The following is a 19,987-nucleotide window of genomic DNA, read 5'->3' as shown; positions in this document are numbered from 1 at the left end:
GAAACAAGCACTATTTATTGGCTTGTTTCGTTAGTTTTATAAACTTTTGGATGATAAGCACGACTGCCGCAATCATTAATACATAATTAATAATACGTAGCATTGGCCATCCGCCAAAAGGATATAAGATGCGATCTGAAATCCACATTAAGGTAACAAGTATTCCTAATCCTACAATACTTGTATATGTCGATTTATCTTTACTCTTCTGTGCCATAGATCCTCCTATTCCACAATACTGAGTAGTTCCATTAAGTCCGCAATTTCATAATCCGGAATAATGTTACTGGTGTTTTCGATTTGTTTTGGATTGTACCATACGGTCGTTATTCCCGCAAGATTACCCCCTTGAATATCTGCACTCAATGAATCACCGATAATCAATGTTGTTGTTTTATCCGCCTGCGGTAATTGTTTGAATGTATAATCGAAGAAAACAGGACTTGGTTTTGTTGCACCAACATCACTCGAAATAACAATGGCATCAAAAATATCATGAATACCAACGTTATGCAAGCGTTTGTGTTGTGTTCGACTTATACCGTTAGTCACTATTGCTAGTGTATACTTATCTGTAATTTTTGCAAGCAATTCCTTTGCATTGGGCATTAGAATGGGATGATTTTCTACATGTTGTCGAAATTTATCATCCATTTCATATCCGCTCATGCTGACTTCATAATCTTCAAATGAGCGCGCAAATCGCTGTTCCATGATTGTTTCTTTCGGAATCTGGCCCGCTTCATGGTCGTGCCATAATTGATGATTTATGGCTAGATATTTTTCTTTGAGAGCATCGCTGTAAGGAATGCCCACATCGTTAAGTAACTTACCAAAAGCAATGTCTTGTGATGCTGTGAAATCGAGTAATGTATTATCGATATCTAGTAATATAGTTTTATACTTCATCTTAAACCCCGCTTATTTCATACTTCTAATAATACAACATTCTAAACGTTTTGTATCGCTTACTTGAAAAAAAGTCCATGAGCTAAGCTCACGGACTTTAGGATTAGTCTTCAGAAAATTGGCTATTGTAGAGGGTTGCATAGAAACCATCTTTGGCGATGAGTTCTTCATGATTTCCCACTTCAATAATATCTCCTTTGTCCATAACAAGAATCATATCTGCGTTACGAATTGTCGAGAGACGGTGTGCAATAATAAAGCTCGTACGTCCTTCCATCAATTTATCCAATGCTTGTTGGATCAGAACTTCGGTACGTGTATCAACAGAACTTGTGGCTTCATCAAGTATCATTATTTTCGGATCGGCAAGAATTGCACGAGCGATTGTTAATAATTGTTTTTGCCCTTGGGAAACGTTGGATGTTTCTTCATTAAGAACTGTATCATAACCATCAGCTAAGGTTCGAACAAAGTGGTCGACCTGTGCTTCTTGAGCAGCGGTATAAACTTCTTCATCCGTTGCAGCGAGATTACCGTAGCGAATATTTTCTTTAATAGATCCACTGTATAACCATGTATCTTGAAGAACCATACCAATGGTCGAACGTAAATCTTCACGTTTGAAGTTTCGGATATCAATACCGTCAATCATAATTGATCCAGAAGTAACATCGTAGAAACGCATTAACAGTTTAACAATGGTTGTTTTACCAGCACCTGTTGGACCAACAATCGCGACTTTTTGGCCTGGTTTAACGTAGGTACTAAAGTCATTGATAATTGTCTGTCCTGGAAGGTATCCAAAGTTTACATTCTCAAACATAACAGAACTTTGCAGTGTTTCCAAATCGTAGTCAACGGGTGTTTCTGCTGGTTCTTCGTCCTCTTCTAAGAATTCGAACACGCGCTCTGCAGCCGCGATTGATTGTTGGAATTGTGCGGAAATACTTCCTAATTGTGCAATCGGATTTAAGAAGTTACGCATATATTGGATAAAGGATTGAATATCCCCAACACTAATCATTCCTTGCGTTGCGTACCAACCTCCAAGAATACTAATTACAACATAACCAGCATTCCCAATAAAGTTCATCATTGGTTGTGCTAAGCCTGAGAAGAAATTACTTTTCCATGTTGAGTCGTAAAGACGGTTATTGATTTCATCATGTTTTGCTAATGAAATGTCTTCCGCATTATAAGCTTTAACAACAATTTGGCTTCCGTACATTTCCTCAATATGACTGTTCAACTCTCCCAAGTTGTCTTGTTGCGCTTGGAAGAATTTTTGTGATCGGCTAAAGATAAAGACCATGATTCCAAATGATACCGGCATAACGAGCAATGCCGCAAGCGTCATTTGCCAGTTAATTGTGATCATCATATATAAGACCCCAACAATGGTCGTTACCGATGTGAGAATCTGTGTAATACTATTGGTCAAGTTTGTATCAATAACATCAATATCGTTCGTTACAATTGAGAGTGTATCTCCAACTGTTGTTTTGTCAAAATAGCTAAGGGGTAGGCGGTCAATTTTAACCTGCATATCTTTACGCAATTTGAATGTAATATCACGAGAAATTCGTGCCATCACAAATCCTTGAATATAACTAAACAGGAAACTAAAACCGTAAATAGCTGAGAGGAAGATAAGGATTTGTCCAATCTTCTCAAAGTCTACACCACCAAGTCCTTGGACACGAGAGACCAATCCTTCAAAAAGAACGGTTGTCGCTTGTCCTAAAATCTTCGGTCCAATGATTGCTAAAACCGTTGAGATGAGTGCTGCAATCAGAACAAAGATGAATTTCACCATATGAGGTTTAATCAACCCTGCTAATTTGCGAATTGTTTGCTTCATATCTTTTGCTTTTCCAGATGGAGCTGAACTGTTATTTTTTGCCATAATTCAATTCCTCCTCTGATAATTGTGACGCAGCAATTTCATAGTATGTGGCGCTGGATTTGAGGAGTTCTTGGTGAGTTCCAATTCCTACCATTTTACCTTCGTCCAATACAATGATTTGATCCGCATCGATAATTGTATTAACACGTTGTGCAACAATCATCAGTGTTGCATCTTCATAATTTTCGTGAATTGCTTTTCGTAAAAGTTGATCTGTTTTAAAGTCTAAAGCAGAGAAACTATCATCAAAGATATAGATTGACGCATCACGTACTAAAGCACGTGCAATACTGAGTCGCTGGCGTTGTCCACCAGAAACGTTTGTTCCACCTTGTGCAATACGATATTGGAGTCCTTCTTCTTTATCAAGAATAAAGTTTCCTTGCGCAATTTCTAATGCTTTGAGGACTTGTTCATCACTTGCCCCTTGATTTCCGTATTTCAAGTTTTCTTCAACCGTTCCAGACAGTAAAATTCCTTTTTGAGGAATATAACCGATGTCTTCGCGAAGCGTCTTCTGATCGATATCACGCACATCGACACCATCAACACGCACAACACCTTCACTTGCGTCATAGAAGCGTGGAATCAGGTTGATTAAGGTTGATTTCCCAGACCCTGTAGACCCAATAAAGGCCGTTGTTTGTCCTGGTCGTGCAGTGAAACTAATGTCTTTGAGGACATATTCATCTGCTCCGTCATATTTAAACGAAACATTGTCAAACTCAACAACACCTCGTTTTGTATCATCAAACGGAAGGCTTGTTTGCGGATCCTCAATTGAGTTTTCCGTTTCAAGAATTTCGTTAATACGGTTTAATGATACCATCGCACGCGGAATAAAAATAAACATCATCGAGATCATAAGGAAAGCCATAATAATTTGCATTGCATATTGCATGAAGGCCATCATATCTCCGATTTGGATGATTCCATTTGAAACTTCACCTGCACCAAACCAAATGATTCCCACAACTGTCATGTTCATTATTAACATCATGATTGGCATCATAATCGACATGACACGGTTCACAAATAATGTAAGGTCTGCAACATCAACGTTTGCTTTTTCAAATCGTTTGTTTTCAAAGTCTGTATTTCCAAATGCACGCATAACCATGACACCACTTAAGTTTTCTCGGAAAACTAAGTTTAAACGGTCTACGAGCGATTGTCGTATTTTAAATTTCGGCATTGCAACAAAATAAATAAAGAGAAGAACAACGAAGAGAGCGGCGCATGCTGCACCAATTAACCACGTCATGGAATCGGCTTTATTTTGAATCATGACAATCCCACCTATAGCCATAATTGGCGCATAGAAGAAAATTCGAATAGACATCATGATCATCATTTGTACTTGTGTAACATCATTGGCTGATCGAACAACCATTGATGATTGTGAGAATTTATTAAATTCTGCACTTGAGAAGCCTTGGATTTTTTCAAAGACTTCACGACGTAGATTACGGGAGAATCCTGCCCCTGTACGTGTTGCGGATAGTCCGACTAACACAGCAGCAATAACCCCAACAAATGTTATTCCTAACATTTGTAATCCGGTCTTAAAGATATAGTCACGTTGTAACGTTGATATATCCGTTCCTTGTTCTTCATAAAGCATTTTTGCGACCATGACGCCTGTTTGTGCTTTTAAAGAATCTTGAGTTTCTTCAGCCTTTGCAAATGCCGTTTCTTTGATTGAATTGTCTAAGGACTCAAAGAGTGGAATTGCAGGGTAAAGATCTGTGATATTGAAATCTTCGGACATTTGACCGTTCATCGGTTCGGTTCCGGGAATTTCGTAGTTCATCAATGTCCAAATGGATTCTCCCACTAACACATCGATTTCTTTGCGATCTACATCATCGTTGATGACTGCTTCATTACCAGATACTGTATATGCATTTTTAAATGCATTTGATTGTGTTTCTGGAAGTACAGCAGCGATTAGATCGTAGCCATTCTTACTCATTACTTCTGGACTTGCATGTTCGATCCCCGACTGTTGGATTCCGACGTTTACGATATCCGACATATAATTCGGAAGTTTTAGGTCGGCCCACGCCTGAACAAACAAGAGCGATATCGCTACCAGAACTAGTAGTATGAATGGTTTCATATTCTTAAGAATACGTTTCATTCATGTACCTCTCTCTCATAATCTTCACATAAATTTCATAAAATGAACCATGTTCAGTTACTATTATATTACAAATTATCGGCCATGACAATTTTAATGGTTCGATTTTAACAAATCTTCACGTTCCCATAGAAAAAGTTGTTATCACAGGATAACAACTTTCGTAAATTTAGAGCCTTAGCTGTAACACATTTGATTTCTAGAAAGATACGTCATAAATAAAATACCGCACTGGTCCCCACACAGCGCGGTATTTTATTTCGGTTCAAGGGCATTACTAATAACCAAACAGTTGTACGTAGTAATGCATGCCTCGAACATCTCGAATTACGGCAGTTCCAACCGTCCCAAAATCTCCATAGAGAATATTGTCACGATGTGATTCAGATTGCATGAAGCCAGCTTGTGCTTCTTCAGAGGTCTTTTGTCCGTATGCTATATTTTCAGCATAGACATGGCTACTCACGGTATCCCATAAGCGTCCATCCGGACGTTTATGATCAAATGTAATAAGAAGCTCCTTAGCCCTTGTTTTAGCAGCTTGCGATAATTCATCCGACCACGAAAGCTCTGTTAAATAAACATCACGTCGGGATTGATTAATTGATTCGAATAATGCACTTGCAAGAGCATCATCATAAACACCTTGTGTCACACTCTCCAAGGTTTTAACCCCAACTTCTATAATTTCTGCAGTTGCAGGAACTGTCTCTGCAAGATTTTCATATGTCGTTATGTCGCCATTATGTTCTAACTGAATGATTTCATAACGATAATACCCATCCGCTCCCGATTCAACAATTCGCGAATCACCAACAAACAATAATCCTGAAGGTCTTTCAATTGTTTCATAGTAGATAGGTTCAATTCGCTCATCAATTACTTTGGAATAACTGGTCACTGTGTCACCAGTCATCACCATGCCCAGTTGCTGATTTGAGGCACAACCCGTGATAAGTAAAACTACTATAAGTAGCAGTAGTATTTTCTCCACATAATCACCCCTTCAAAAAAAATTACTAAGGGTTGTTTTATACAACACGGCATCCTATCATGAACATAGGATTATAATACCATTGTGTCTGACACATTATAAGGTTTATCGCACAATTATTAAATCATGTTCGTTGTATATTGACTAACATGCTGTATTTAGTGGTTATTTGGTAACTATTTTTCAATTGGTGTGTGTTTTTCTTGTGATTGAGGAATTAAGATTTAGAATTAAACATAAAAAAAAAGATAACCTCAGTTATCTTTTTACATTTTAAGAATGGATTCCATAAGTGCACGTTGTTTCTGTGTGTAAGTCTGTGGAAGTTGGCTCTCACGATACGTCATGCCATATGCATAGTCACTCACTGAAACAATCGGCGGCATTTGAATGCGCTTGTAGACAGCGACATTCATCGTTCGAATAACCCATTTCAAATCATCGATAAACGCTTCAGGTTTATCCAATTGATAGGTTTTGAGATAACTACCGAGTTTCGTATTGTAAATGGTACCATCTCGATATGATGTAAGCAAATCTTCCAAAGAGTCTTTTTGTAAGAATTCGATGAGAGCATCATGATACCCCCATTTCATGGGATCAAATTGATCATCCTTTAATTCTGCACTTGGCGCAAATTCCCAAGATACATGTGTTGCTTCGTCATGAGGAATAAGGTTTTGTGGAACGAGTTCTGCCTCAGCAATTTCGTTCAGTGATTGCGCAACTTTTCCAACTTCCATCTTAGTAAGATCTCCAAGTATCGCAAGCGCACCAATTGCATCGCCATAAAGCGTTGCATAACCCAATGCAACCTCTATTTTATTTCCATTATTTGAAACTACAGCATTTTCTAGGCTCGATACGCTCATCAATGTATGGCCTCGTAGACGCGCTTGAATGTTTTCATAGGATAAACCTTCGACCGTTTCGTAACCACCGTGACCTAAACTTTCAAGTGTTGCATCAACCATGGAAGCAATTGGAATCTCCAATAATTTAAAGTTTAGTTTTTCACTGAGATGATAGGCATTACTCTTGGTAATGTCACGTGTGAATTTACTTGGCATTGTAACACCCAATACACGATCTTCTCCCAGTGCTTTAACTAAGAGCGATACCGTTACACTGCTATCAAGACCACCCGATACACCTACAACCCATTTTGGACCGTATGCAAGTGTTTCCTCATCAAAATAACGAATTGCGTGGATGAGTGCTTCATAAAGTTTGTGCTCGACTGAATTTTGATGTGCCTCAAGGGCCATCAAATCAATCACGGTTTCTGATTGCTCAAAATTTTGTGGTAACTCATGAATTGTGTTAGGCGTCACAACCAATGACCCACCATCAAATACTACGACATTTTTACCATTGTTTTGCATTCCCGTGGCATTCACATAAACAAATGGCATTGATAGATTGTGACGACGGATTGTGTCAAGGCGCGATGTCTCTTTGCCTTTAACCCATGGTGATGCGGAAATATTAATCATGACATCAGGGTTATAGGCTTTCATTTGTGTCGTAGGTGACATATCATGCGTTTCATCCCACATATCTTCGCAGATTTGAATTGCAACTTTTTGACCTTTAAATTCAAACGGTTCAAAATTACCATGGCCCGCATGGAAATAGCGTTTATCATCAAAGAATGTATAGTTAGGCAATAAGTGTTTGAAATAGATACCCCGATCGGTTTGAGATGCACGTTGTGCCCAATCCCCATCAACTGCAAAATACGCAGCATTGTATAAATGCTTTCCATCATGATGCACATTTCCCCAAATAACTGCGGTTCCTTCAGAGAGTACTTTTAATTGATCGTTATACTGCATGAAATCATGAATTGTATCTAGATTATTATATTTATCCCCCAACATGTAACCACCGACGGCCATTTCTGGGAAGACAATGATATCTGCTTGATTCTTATGGGTTTGAATCGCTGCTTTCATTGCTTCAAAGTTTCGTTGTGGATTATTTGAAAAAATACGTTGTTGTATAATTGCTAGTTTCATTCGGATACTCCTTTTTGACGATAGTGCTCATAGGCAAAGGATGTTGCTGCTCCAACCGTACTCAACGAGACACGTGCATCATAATCGATTCGAACATGATCATCACTTAAATCAAGGAGTGAGCGCGAAAGCCCACGAAGTGCGCCTCCTAAAGCAATACAGACACGGTTAGGCATCGTGTAGTGATGAAGCGCAACACTCTCATCACCACGGTATGCAGCAACAATGCGAACATCGTTTTCTTTTACAATAGTCATATCGTGCGCTAAATCATCAGATTTTAACCACCATAACGATTCACTTGCACCAGCACTTGCACGAATCAATTTTGCTTCATTATCATAAAAATCATAGTTTGGCGTCACAATACCATCAAATCCCAAAGACGCCACCGTACGGCAAATCTCACCAAGGTTAAAAGGATCAGTGACCCCTTCAATACACATAAGCGCAAGTTGTCCTTGCTTTAGCGTATCAAAACCATCCGAAATTCGTGGTCCACATGCAACTAAATATCCACCATGGCTCGTATTTCCTGCTAATTGATCCATAGCCTCACGATCTAACCGTTCAATCGGTAGTCCCTGCGCAATTCCCAAAACATAACGCGACTCTTTGTCATGATGTTTATCAAGAATATAGACGGCACTAATTTCTCGTTTTCGTTCTTTTAGAATTGCTTTAACACTTATTTTACCTGATACAATCATAGAATACTCCACTCTTTAAATTTATCCAAAATCGCAGTTTCTAGAACGCGAATACCTTGTTTTTTCAACTGTAAACCATTTGGTTTAACAATATTATAAGCTCCGGTATCGAATGCCGCTTGATTCAGCAAGCCATCCAATGTAATTAATTCAAACCCATACGATTTCGCCATTTTACGGGTGATGTATATTTTATCCTGAATATCGTAGCGAACATGATCACAGATTGTATAACGAGATACATAAAAAGGCTCAATCAAGACAACACGTTTGAGTGTCATAGCATCCAGTTTACGGGCTAATTCATGATACTGGTTTTCAAAATTAAGCATGGATGCAGTTGTTCCCGATAAAATATCGCGTCGTAAGCTCAAACTATCTTCATTACCAATACTCACAAAAACGACGCTTGGTTTCAGTGTTGTGCAATCGGATTGAAAATTATTCAATACATCCTCCATAAGATAGTGCTTTTGTGCACTGTTATGAATGTTATAATTTTGCAATGATTTCGTTAATGATCGTGTTAATGATGTACTCACAAACGTATTATCACCCAACAGTACGATGTTCGCATTTTTCTTTAATCTCATATTCAGTCACCCCATTTATTTTATTATACATGTTTAAACGAAAAAAAGAGTTCGAAAACTCTTTTAAACTTGGAAAAATGCCCATCCACAGTACAATAAGAGCAAATCGAGGAACCCACCGGTAATTCCTACGGTTCCAAGTAATTGGCGAAACTCTGGTACTTGTAGAATATTTAGTTGGAATCCAAAGATAAAGACAACGATGATTGCGATGACAACTTTTCCTAACCAACGGTTATTCGCTTTGCTGTGCGGGGACATAAAGTGTCCAATCACTAGAAGCATAACCATCCAAATAAATGTTAGAAACCATGTAAAGGTTCCAGGTATAAATTTTAAAAGCAGACTGTAAATTATTGCGGATGCAACAATTGCCAGTAATGCGGTCCAATGACGTTTCAAACTTTCACAACTCCTTCTTGTTTAAGGCGTACAAACGCACCAAACAATATTCCCAATCCCGGAATAATTGTCGATGGTAACCAGACAAGATTCATAAACGATCGAATCTGCATCGTATCGTACATTAAATTCCCAAAAATTGGGTTCATAAGACTATAGAATAACCATGGCGTCTTCAGGTGTAACACGTAACTGTATCCAAAAATAATCAAAAACGTTGCAAGTAAGATACCCGTTAGTACAAGAACTGCTGAATCAATGGTTGCGATAAGGTTACGCTTATTAGATTTTGAAATAACGAGCAGATAACCAGGAATCGCATAAATAATAAATCCTATAATACTAATTATAATTACTTGGAAACCAACATGAATCCCTCTAATATATTGAATTAAAGGGTGACCGTTTCCATACATTAAGAGCGTTATTGTTGCGACAATGAACTGAATTCCTATCACAATTAGAATCATTTTTAACCGCTCTGGATTTTTATTGATTTTCATAAGACTCCTCTTTTATTTTTTATGGGTCAAGATCATGCTATCGCCAAAGGAGAAGAAACGATATTCAGTTTCAACTGCGTGGGCATATGCGTGGTCAATTTCCGCTTTACCAGCAAAGGCGCTGACAAGCATAATGAGTGTAGATTTTGGCAAGTGGAAGTTCGTAATAATTGCATCCACTGCTTTCCATTCATATCCTGGATAGATAAATATTTTACTTTCACCTTCTGTCTCAAGAAAGGTTCCATGTTCGCTCATAATCGTTTCCAAAGTTCGGACTGATGTTGTTCCAACAGCTACAATACGACGACCTTCGGCACGTGCTTGATTTAAAACATTTGCTGTTTCTTGGGTCATAAAGTATGATTCGGCATGCATCGTATGCTCAAAAATATTATCTACTTTGACAGGTCGGAATGTTCCTAAACCGACATGTAATGTTACAGGAACAATCATAACACCTTTTGCTTTCAATTGGTCAAGGATTTCTTCAGTAAAGTGTAATCCTGCCGTGGGTGCCGCAGCACTTCCTGCAACTTCCGAATAAACTGTTTGATAACGCTCTTTATCTTCAAGACGTTCATGAATATACGGTGGCAACGGCATTTGTCCCAGTTCATCCAGCACCTCTAAGAATATCCCCTCAAAAATTAGGTCAAAGAATCGAATGCCTTCTTCGCCAATTTTAGTACAGATAGCTTTCAGTTTTCCACCACCGAAACTTAGTTCTGTTCCCAGTTTCACAACCTTAGCGTTTCCAACTAGGCATTCTGCAGTTGTCCCTTCAAATTTAAGAATCAACAACTCAACATGTGCACCTGTCTCAGGTTTTTCTCCGAAAAGACGAGCAGCAATAACGCGAGTGTTATTAACCACCAAGACGTCCCCTTCATGCAAGTAGTCAGTTATATTGTAGAAGTGTTTATCTTCAAGATTCATACCGTCCACAACCAATAAGCGCGACTCACTGCGTTTGGCGGCAGGTGTTTGTGCTATCAGTGACTCTGGAAGGTAAAAATCAAAATCATTTACGTTCATAAGTGTTCTCCTAAAAAGTTCTTTACTATTTTAACACATTCCCTTTTGTGATTGCGAACTCTTGGAATTCTTGAATCATTCGTAAGTGAACGGGAACCATTAATTCTGGCAATTGATCCAGTGGATAAAAATGAACACCTAGGGATTCATCAGGATTATGTTGCAAATCTCCATCATAGTCCATTGTATAGAAAACCGCGGTTACAACGTACATCTCATCCCCATTTTCGAGTACAACATGATGCGACGGTCCTGAATAATTTTTAAAAAATTCCAGTGTTCGAATCGTTAGGTTTGTTTCTTCTTTGACTTCTCGAAGGGCAACTGTTTCAAAACTTTCGCCAAGATCCATCATTCCTCCAGGAAGGCCAAAATGACCTGAAGTACGCTGCTCCAAAAGAACTGCCCCAGCACTATCAAAAACAAGTACAACTGAACCTGGCAATATAATTGGACGGTGCCCAACAAATTGTCGTAAGTATTTGTAGTATTCCATAAGTAACTCCTATCTATCCTTTGATATACAAAAAAGCTTAGGATATCCTAAGCTTTAAAATTATGCGTTTACTGAGAAGATATCCTCAGTTGTTGGTGTTACTGTTTCACCATCACGATGTAATGTTATCGCTTGGCCTGATGTTATAATCATTGGACTGATAATTGATTTTCCAGCCGCCTTGATGAGGTCAAGATCCATCGTTGCAAGTTTATCTCCACGGGATACTTTATCACCGACTTTAACGTGCGATACAAATCCTTTGCCTTCAAGTTGAACCGTATCAATTCCTAAGTGAACAAGAATTTCAACGCCATCTTCTCTGACAATACCATAGGCATGGCCCGTTGGGAACACAACCGTTACTTCACCTTCTGAAGGTGCAACGATTGTTCCTTCGGTTAATTCAATGGCATAACCATCACCCATCATTTTTTGGGCAAAGACAGGATCAGGAACTTGTTCTAATGATAAAACAGTTCCAGTTCCGAATGCTCCATATGATTCATCTGTTATTTTCTTTTTACGTTTAAAAAACATATATATACCTCCAAGTGGCGCTACGCCGCATCAAGTCATTATTAGTTGATTGTTGGCGCTTGTGTATCTATTTTATCATTTATTCACGCGGAATAGATACGTTAACGACTATTTATTATGAAATTACAATGACATTTGTGACGTATTCATCTCTAGTTTACATTACGCAGTGATGGCGTAGACACATGCTTCATACGGTTTCAATTCGCATGTTGCAGTTAAAGTCGTACGTCCCACATTGGAAAGCAAGATTTCTTTAACGTTTTGTTTCGGTTGATATGCAACGGTATTGCCATAAAAATTAATGACCACTACCATCGTTTCTCCGTTATATTCGCGGGTATAAATCATAAGCTCCGGATGATCCATTGCTTCAAATGTTATCGATCCCGATTCAATAATTCTCAAAGTCTTTCGTAACGCAATCAGTTTGCGGTAATAATGGAAGACTGAATTCGGATTATCAAGGTTATCTGCAACTGTTTGGACATTTGGATATTTGGTCAACCCTAACCACGGGGTTCCTGTCGTAAAACCATGATGTATGGTATCATCCCAAGGAATGGGAGTTCTTGAGTTATCGCGCGAGCGTTGGCGTAAAATTTCAAGTGCTTCATTATCTGACATCGATGTTCTTAGAATTTCATAATAATTAATCGACTCTACATCACGATAATCGTCAATGCTATCAAAGTATGCATTCGGTAACCCAATCTCTTCACCTTGAAAAATATAAGGCATTCCGCGCATTAATTGCATCGCGGTTGCCAGCGCAGTTGCCGATTCAAATGGATATTCTTGATCATTTCCGAAACGAGATACAGAACGGGGTTGGTCATGATTATTTAAAAATAACGACATGTTCGCATTATTTGCTGCCATTGCATCTTGCCATGTTTTCATCAATGTTTTGAATTGCAAGAAATCAAATGGCATTAATTCCCATTTCTTTCCATCTTTGTAATCCACTTTTAGATGATGGAAGTTGAAAATTGTGGATAACTCTTTGTTTTCTGGAGTTGCATAAGCAACTCCATTTTGAACATCTGTCGACGAGAGTTCACCAACAGTGGTGATATTGGGATATTTTCCGAATGTTTCTTGATTCAAGCGGTGAAGGTGTTCGTGAATTCGCGGGCCATCGGTATAGAATCGACGTCCGTCCCCTTCAAAATCATCTTCAAAAGTATCGGGATTAGGTTTAGAGACCAGATTAATGACATCAAAACGAAGTCCTTGAATTCCCTTATCCAGCCAGAAATTCACAACATCTACGAGTGCTTGGAAAACAGGTTCATGTTCCCAGTTCAAATCCGCTTGGGTTACATCAAAAAGATGTAAATAATACAGATTGAGCGATTCAACATATTCCCAAGCATTTCCTCCAAACTTTGACTCCCAATTGGTTGGTTTCTCGCGGAAGAAATAGAAGTCTTGATATTGTGGATCCTTGAGTGCTCGTTTGAACCATGCATGTTCTGTTGAAGTATGATTTAAAACCATATCAAACATAATACCAATATCACGTTTTTTTGCTTCTTGTATCAACGTTTCAACCGATTCCATTGTCCCAAAAACAGGATCAATTGCAAGATAATCCGCTACGTCGTATCCATTATCACGCTGTGGTGATGTAAAAATCGGAGTTAGCCAAATCATATCGATACCTAAATATTGGAGGTAATCCAACTTTTCAATAATTCCTTGAACATCTCCAATTCCATCCCCATTTGTATCATAAAATGACTTTGGATAAATCTGATAAACTATCGGTAACTTATTTTGCATTGCCCTCAACCTTTCTGCCATATGCGACAGTAATTACAAACGGAACAATAATGACAACGAGGGCAATCATAAAGAATAATGGCCAACGGTCAATATTAAATGATAAGAATCCTGGCAATCCACCAACTCCAATTGAGTTAGCCATCAATCCAAATCCAACCGAGATGACAGCCGCAATTGATGAACCAATCATCGCAGCAATAAATGGATAGTTATACTTCAAGTTAATTCCGAACATTGCTGGTTCCGTAACACCAAGATATGCTGAAATAATGGAAGGAATTGATACTTGCTCTTCTTCGGTATTGCCTCGATGGAGCCACCAAATTCCAAGAACTGCACTCCCTTGAGCAATATTACTAAATGCAATCATTGGCCATAAGAGCGTTCCACCAAAGTCATTAACGAGCTGCATATCAATCGCATTACTCATGTGATGTAATCCTGTTAAGACTAGGGGTGCATAGAAGAAACCAAAGATTCCTGCAAAGAGAATTCTAAATGATGATGTTAGACCTGAATAGACGACATTTGAAATCCATGAACCAATTGTCCATCCAATAGGACCTAAAACAACGTGTGCAATTAAGACTGCAGGTACTAATGCGAAGAGTGGTACAAAAATCATTGAGACAGCACTTGGGATGATTTTCTTCCAGAACCGTTCCAGATATACCAGAGTAAATCCAGCAAGCATTGCAGGAATGACCTGTGCTTGATACCCAATCATTTGAACTTGTGCAAATCCAAAATCCCAGAAAGGAATTGCTGTTGCGCCGGCTACCTCATAGGCATTCATTAATTGTGGTGAAACTAAAGTAATCCCTAAGACAATTCCTAAGATTTGTGTTGTTCCCATCTTGCGTGAAATTGACCATGTGATTCCGACTGGTAGGAATTGGAAAATTGCTTCTCCGATGAGCCATAAGAAGTGGTTAATCCCTGCCCAGAATTGTGAGTTATCGACGATTTTACCCCACTCGCCCCATGTAACACCTTCCAGAATATTTCTAAACCCAAGAATGAGTCCCCCAATAATTAATGCAGGAATAAGCGGTGCAAAAATTTCTGCCAAGTTGCTCATGAGTTGTTGAACTTTACCCTGATTCGTTTTAGCGAGTGTTTTGACACCTTCTTTTGTGGTCCCTTCAACTCCAGATATTTCTACAAAATCATTGTAGAAAAGATCGACATCATTTCCAATGATAACTTGAAATTGACCAGCTTGTGTAAACGTTCCTTTGACTGCTGGAATCTTTTCAATTGCTTCAATCTCAGCTTGGTCAGGATGATTTAACACAAAACGCATCCGTGTGACACAGTGTGTTACAGCCCCAATATTATCCTTGCCACCCACGTGTTTTAGTAAATCACGTGCGTCATTTTGATATTTTCCCATCTTCTTTCCTCCTTTGGAATGGGGTTTAAAGAAGAAAACATAAAAAGCCTCCCAAGACGCCATAAAAGACGCACTTGAGAGGCTTGCCCATAATTCCGGTAACAAATCCTCACTTGCCTTTATTCATCATCTCCAAACGGTTTAGATGAATTGTAAGATAGACAAGTTCTTGTGGGTTTAGTTTTTTCTTTAAACGATTTTCAATGTATTCCTGAATTTGTAGCGAACATTTGTAAGCACTATCAAATTCTTCAATAACATTGTACAAGATATTTTCTTCGAAGTCAATTTGTGTATCGCTCAGTGCCCGCTGGACGAGCATTTTTATATGAATTGTGATGCGTTGTGTTGCTGCTTCTTCAAGTTTTAATGAGATTAAATAGTAATCACGAACAATATTCAAACAGTTTAGAACCGTGTCCGTTAGAATCGAGGATTGGTTTTTAATATCCGCATGGGCACCATTCACAATATGCATCGTCAGGAATCCAATTTCATCGTCAGGCATATTAATTCCATACTTTGTGTTAACCATTTCAAGCAATCGAGTTCCAAATTGGAACTCATCACCATAAAGAATTTGAAGATCATAGTTCAATAAATTTTTAATATCTTGACCACTTCGATGACGTTCCATCGCAAAATTAATATGATCAATCAACGTTACATACGCATGAGCATCCAAATTGATTCGCGTTTGCTTCGACACATTATCAATCAGACGATACATGTCATAGAACATACTTTCAGGAATATCGCGAACAAGCTGAGACGTCTTTAAAACATCTTCTTGCTTGAGTTCGAAGACTTTTTCAATTTTTCGGTTATCAACTTTGGCATGAACTTTCCCCTGAAAGCCAACACCCATCCCAACTATAATAACTTCCTGGAGTCCACTCATGGCACTCACAACGTTATTGTTGAGTATTTTTTTTATTCGGTACGTTTTTTCCATCGTGAGTTCTCCTGTGTGCATTGTACCGTTTAAATGAATTTATTGTCAAATCTTTAACAAAAGAAAACTCGCGGTTTATGAACCACGAGCTTTTGGATTTAGTATAAGTCGCCATGGACTCGAATATAGTCCATGAATGATTTTTGTACATCGTCATAATACTTGCAAATAACACGTTTTGAAAAAGCATCTATGTTTTCTGGAACGTCATACATTGGATAAAAGGTCTGACTGCCATTGGGTTCAAAATCTTCAGTATAGTAAATTGTATGAACTTCTACGAGCCACTTACTTGGGCTAAACTCAGAATCTGAGTACACATTCATCAATGATAATGTTCCTACTTCCAAATTATGCACGTCTTTCATATCCATACGTACTGAATTTTCTAATGTTTGCTTTTGTTTTAATTCTATATTGGGTAGCGAATATACCCCTCGTTCGTTTTTTGCGAGAAGGACATTTCCTTCTTTATCTACGGCCAATAACGTTGCAATTGGCACTACTTTTGGGGTCTGCGTTTGTCTGAATTTTTTGGACATCGTTACCACCTCCGTAAATCCATTATGCATTATTTATGTGTAATTTGAGCGAAATAAGTACTAACACACAATCTCACTAAGTTTGGGGAATTGTTGTTTTGATAGGTTGAACACGGTAGGTACTAATCATATCAATTAAAACTGATGACACTGTTACCGTGATTAATGAGTAAACTATTCGCGACATCGGAATATACGACAATGATAGTATTAGCACTGAAAAATCTGTAATCATGTACGCTTTCGCAAGTTTCCAACCTGTACGTTCAGAGATGATGAGTGCAAGTGCGTCATCACCACCACTCGATCCCCCACTTCTAACAATAATTCCGACCCCAATACCTACAAACATTCCTGCAGCGATTGCAGCGACGAACTGATTCGTAAATAGATGGGTAATTAATGGAGGTTGAAGTTCCCACATTCTTAAAAATGCAGCAACAAAAAATGATGTGATCACCGATTTTTTAATGAAATCGAGACCTAAGAATTTGAATGCAAAGGCATAACACAATAGATCCAATGCAAAGGAAATGTAGGAAGCGTTAATCCCTGTCCAGTGGTTGATGAGTAGAATCCCACCAATAACTCCACCTTCGGTGATTTGTAGGGGTTGGTGAATATTATAAAGACCGAATGATAGGATCAGAGATCCTAGTAACATTGCCCCAACAGTCTTCCTATTTTCTTTATTGCGAAACATTGTATTTCTCCTTTTTCTATATATTGACCATTTTAAACCCTAGTACTATACTAGAGTCAAACAAAGAACTTTGGAGGATACCCATGAAACAACTTTATACGATCAAAGAAATTTCGCAGTTATATGGTATTGGTGTCGATTCCATTCGCTATTATGAAACCAAAGGACTGATTTCACCGCAACGCGGCGACAACAATTATCGCTATTATTCCCTTAATGATATTTTCATTCTCAACATCATTCGCGACCTCTTGGCCTTAGATTTTTCCACTGAACAGATTAAAGACTATTTAGATGCTTTTTCACTCAGTCATACAATTACACTCTACGAAACCGAGAAAGAACGCGTCCAAACGGAAATATCAAAACTAAATGAAATCTATGAATCTCTAAACTATCGGAGTGATATGCTACGCTTTTACCGTCATTTAGACGCCACCACGATCACCATCAAAGAGTATCCAATTCGCTACGGTTATGAACTCGAATCACAAATGCGAAGCGACGAAGAAACTGATTTTGTAATCAAACAACTACATCGGAAACACCAAGAAGAATTGGATGAATTAGGTGATTTAGACATTGGTGCCATTCCTTCCTATGATGATATAAATCAAGGAATCTTAAATACTATGCAATCAGTCTTTTTTATTGGTGATGAAGAAACCGACGATTATGACTTTATCCTTCCTGCTGGTACCTATATCTCTATCTTCTATCAAGGTTCGTATAAAAAAAGTGTTGCGAATTTGAAAAAAATTATTAATGTTGCACATGAGCACGGCTATACATCCGACAATCGTCCTTTTGAAATTTATCGTATCGATAACCGCTACACTCAAAATGAGTCCGAGTTTTTAACGGAGGTACAATTAAAATTAAACGATAAAAAAACCGCTTAATAGCGGTTTTTTATTGTTCTGATGTTTCCGAAATTGCTTCAAGCTCACGTTCTAGCTGTTGTTTCTCGAATACTTTAAAGAATGGATAGTATATGAGTAACGAGATTATGAAGTTTATGATTACTAGGATCGCAGCCATTATTGTCCAATCAGTGCTAATCCATGCAGCAATTGGCGAGAGGACAGTAAACGGTAACTTCGCAACCATCATCGGAATCAAATTAAGTTTCAAAAAGATGTATGAAACTGTCGTCATAACCAATGGAGCAACAATAAATGGAATCGCAAGAATTGGGTTCATAACAATTGGAGCTCCAAAAATAATTGGTTCGTTAATATTGAAGAGTCCCGGAAGAATCGACAGTTTTCCCAATTGCTTCAAATATTTAGATTTTGAGAACATAAAGAGAACAACAAGTGCCAACGTTGCTCCCGACCCACCAATCCATACAAACCATTGAATAAATTGTTCCGTAAATATATTGGGGAGTTGGGATGCAGGTACACCATTAGTGAATGCTTCCATATTTTCAGCAATCGACATGTCCCAAAATGGACGAATAATGGGACCTAGAATTGCCGGACCATGAATTCCCATTACCCAGAAGATGCAGATTAAGAATACCGTTAGTAATCCTCCAATTAAACTATTTCCCGTTAATAGGCCTTTCAACGGCATTAGGATGGTTGTGAGGAAACCATTAATATCAAAGCCTAAGAGATAGCGTATCGTCCAGAAGAATAGAATTACCACGGCTGTTGGGAGTAGCGCAATGAATGAATTCGCGACTTCAGGTGGAACGCCATCAGGCATTTTTATCGTCCAATCTTTTGCTTTCATATAACGGAAAATCTCGACAGTAATTATCGAAGTAACAATTGCAGCAAATAATGATGATGAACCTAAAGCTCCGATATTGATGTAACGACCTGAACCAATCACACCATCAACAGCTTGTGTGACATGAACAGGAACAACTGTCGAAATAAGAAAGGCCAAGACTGCAAGTAATCCCGTTGATACTTTATCCAATTGGTAGGTACCTGCTAAATGTTGGGCAATGGTAAACGTACAATATAGTGACATCGTTCCGACAGTAAAACGGAAGGGAATATCAAGCATTGCTTTGTACGGCTCGATGACCGCAGCAATTTCGGGTACGGGAATATTCAGCAAAATTGTAAAAAACGATCCTACAATCGTTAACGGAAGGGTGGCGATAATACCGTGACGGATTGCGGACATGTGGCGCTGTCCACTAATTCGTGTCGCATAGGGCATAATCTTGGCTTCCAAAAATGTCATTAATGCATTCATAGTGAATCCTCCTATATAAAACATTATAACATTATATTCATTAGATTCAATACAAATATGTATGCGTTTTCAATATATGGGTATTCTCCCTTCTATTAACAATAAAAAAGCTTCGACATATTGTG

At 38.4% G+C, this 19,987-nt stretch carries 20 protein-coding genes; 1 reads left to right on the top strand and 19 read right to left on the bottom strand.

Annotated elements, in window-relative coordinates; translation table 11 throughout:
* Positions 1 to 10: 10 nt before the first annotated feature.
* The 18 genes from G7061_RS01455 to G7061_RS01370 form a co-directional block, all read right to left on the bottom strand.
* Positions 11 to 217: a hypothetical protein gene (locus G7061_RS01455; RefSeq protein WP_159634482.1), complete on the bottom strand. Its 207-nt coding sequence runs from the start codon at positions 215 to 217 to the stop codon at positions 11 to 13.
* A gap of 8 nt (positions 218 to 225) precedes the next feature.
* Positions 226 to 909, bottom strand: coding sequence for a YjjG family noncanonical pyrimidine nucleotidase (locus G7061_RS01450; RefSeq protein ID WP_166082664.1), 684 nt, complete (start codon positions 907 to 909; stop codon positions 226 to 228).
* 103 nt (positions 910 to 1,012) lie between these two features.
* Positions 1,013 to 2,815 (bottom strand): ABC transporter ATP-binding protein, encoded by a 1,803-nt coding sequence (locus tag G7061_RS01445; protein ID WP_159647391.1) that lies wholly within the window; start codon positions 2,813 to 2,815, stop codon positions 1,013 to 1,015.
* A complete protein-coding gene (locus G7061_RS01440; protein WP_166118161.1) occupies positions 2,802 to 4,958 on the bottom strand; it encodes an ABC transporter ATP-binding protein in 2,157 nt (718 codons plus the stop codon). Before G7061_RS01440 ends, G7061_RS01445 begins: the two co-directional genes overlap by 14 nt.
* Before the next feature lie 277 nt (positions 4,959 to 5,235).
* Positions 5,236 to 5,952, bottom strand: a complete 717-nt coding sequence (locus G7061_RS01435; protein WP_159639748.1) for a CAP domain-containing protein — start codon at positions 5,950 to 5,952, stop codon at positions 5,236 to 5,238.
* Between the two features lie 266 nt (positions 5,953 to 6,218).
* Positions 6,219 to 7,973 (bottom strand): NAD(+) synthase, encoded by a 1,755-nt coding sequence (nadE, locus tag G7061_RS01430; protein WP_166118158.1) that lies wholly within the window; start codon positions 7,971 to 7,973, stop codon positions 6,219 to 6,221.
* A complete protein-coding gene (locus G7061_RS01425; protein ID WP_159639750.1) occupies positions 7,970 to 8,683 on the bottom strand; it encodes an RNA methyltransferase in 714 nt (237 codons plus the stop codon). Before G7061_RS01425 ends, nadE begins: the two co-directional genes overlap by 4 nt.
* Complete coding sequence (locus G7061_RS01420; protein ID WP_166118154.1) at positions 8,680 to 9,276, bottom strand: hypothetical protein; 597 nt, start codon at positions 9,274 to 9,276, stop codon at positions 8,680 to 8,682. The genes G7061_RS01425 and G7061_RS01420 overlap by 4 nt, the downstream gene beginning before the upstream one ends.
* Before the next feature lie 63 nt (positions 9,277 to 9,339).
* Entirely contained in the window at positions 9,340 to 9,678 is a 339-nt protein-coding gene (locus tag G7061_RS01415) for a hypothetical protein (RefSeq protein ID WP_159634506.1), read from the bottom strand.
* Positions 9,675 to 10,181, bottom strand: coding sequence for a hypothetical protein (locus G7061_RS01410; protein WP_159634509.1), 507 nt, complete (start codon positions 10,179 to 10,181; stop codon positions 9,675 to 9,677). The genes G7061_RS01415 and G7061_RS01410 overlap by 4 nt, the downstream gene beginning before the upstream one ends.
* Positions 10,182 to 10,193: 12 nt before the next feature.
* On the bottom strand, positions 10,194 to 11,219 hold the full coding sequence (gene queA / locus G7061_RS01405; RefSeq protein WP_166118152.1) for a tRNA preQ1(34) S-adenosylmethionine ribosyltransferase-isomerase QueA: 1,026 nt from the start codon (positions 11,217 to 11,219) through the stop codon (positions 10,194 to 10,196).
* A gap of 25 nt (positions 11,220 to 11,244) precedes the next feature.
* Positions 11,245 to 11,715, bottom strand: coding sequence for an NUDIX hydrolase (locus G7061_RS01400; RefSeq protein WP_166118149.1), 471 nt, complete (start codon positions 11,713 to 11,715; stop codon positions 11,245 to 11,247).
* Between the two features lie 60 nt (positions 11,716 to 11,775).
* Positions 11,776 to 12,255, bottom strand: a complete 480-nt coding sequence (locus G7061_RS01395) for a PTS glucose transporter subunit IIA (protein ID WP_159634518.1) — start codon at positions 12,253 to 12,255, stop codon at positions 11,776 to 11,778.
* Between the two features lie 162 nt (positions 12,256 to 12,417).
* Positions 12,418 to 14,043 (bottom strand): alpha,alpha-phosphotrehalase, encoded by a 1,626-nt coding sequence (locus G7061_RS01390; RefSeq protein ID WP_166118147.1) that lies wholly within the window; start codon positions 14,041 to 14,043, stop codon positions 12,418 to 12,420.
* Positions 14,033 to 15,442, bottom strand: a complete 1,410-nt coding sequence (gene treP, locus G7061_RS01385) for a PTS system trehalose-specific EIIBC component (RefSeq protein WP_159639757.1) — start codon at positions 15,440 to 15,442, stop codon at positions 14,033 to 14,035. Before treP ends, G7061_RS01390 begins: the two co-directional genes overlap by 11 nt.
* 109 nt (positions 15,443 to 15,551) lie before the next feature.
* Complete coding sequence (locus tag G7061_RS01380; protein ID WP_166118144.1) at positions 15,552 to 16,397, bottom strand: PRD domain-containing protein; 846 nt, start codon at positions 16,395 to 16,397, stop codon at positions 15,552 to 15,554.
* Between the two features lie 98 nt (positions 16,398 to 16,495).
* Positions 16,496 to 16,939, bottom strand: coding sequence for a hypothetical protein (locus G7061_RS01375; RefSeq protein WP_159634530.1), 444 nt, complete (start codon positions 16,937 to 16,939; stop codon positions 16,496 to 16,498).
* Positions 16,940 to 17,015: 76 nt separating this feature from the next.
* A complete protein-coding gene (locus tag G7061_RS01370; protein WP_159639761.1) occupies positions 17,016 to 17,642 on the bottom strand; it encodes a YitT family protein in 627 nt (208 codons plus the stop codon).
* An 83-nt stretch (positions 17,643 to 17,725) separates the two neighbouring features.
* Here G7061_RS01370 and G7061_RS01365 point away from each other — a divergent pair, with 83 nt between their 5' ends.
* Entirely contained in the window at positions 17,726 to 18,544 is an 819-nt protein-coding gene (locus tag G7061_RS01365) for a MerR family transcriptional regulator (RefSeq protein WP_166118141.1), read from the top strand.
* Positions 18,545 to 18,554: 10 nt separating this feature from the next.
* Here the strand turns inward: G7061_RS01365 and G7061_RS01360 are convergent, their stop codons facing one another.
* Positions 18,555 to 19,862, bottom strand: a complete 1,308-nt coding sequence (locus G7061_RS01360; RefSeq protein ID WP_166118138.1) for a PTS sugar transporter subunit IIC — start codon at positions 19,860 to 19,862, stop codon at positions 18,555 to 18,557.
* Between the last annotated feature and the right edge of the window lie 125 nt (positions 19,863 to 19,987).

Origin of the sequence: Erysipelothrix sp. HDW6B (assembly GCF_011301115.1) — a bacterium.
Taxonomy (GTDB): Bacteria; Bacillota_I; Bacilli_A; order Erysipelotrichales; family Erysipelotrichaceae; genus Erysipelothrix; species Erysipelothrix anatis.
Note: the sequence above shows the minus strand (reverse complement) of the source record. Positions and strands in the feature narration are given on the sequence as shown.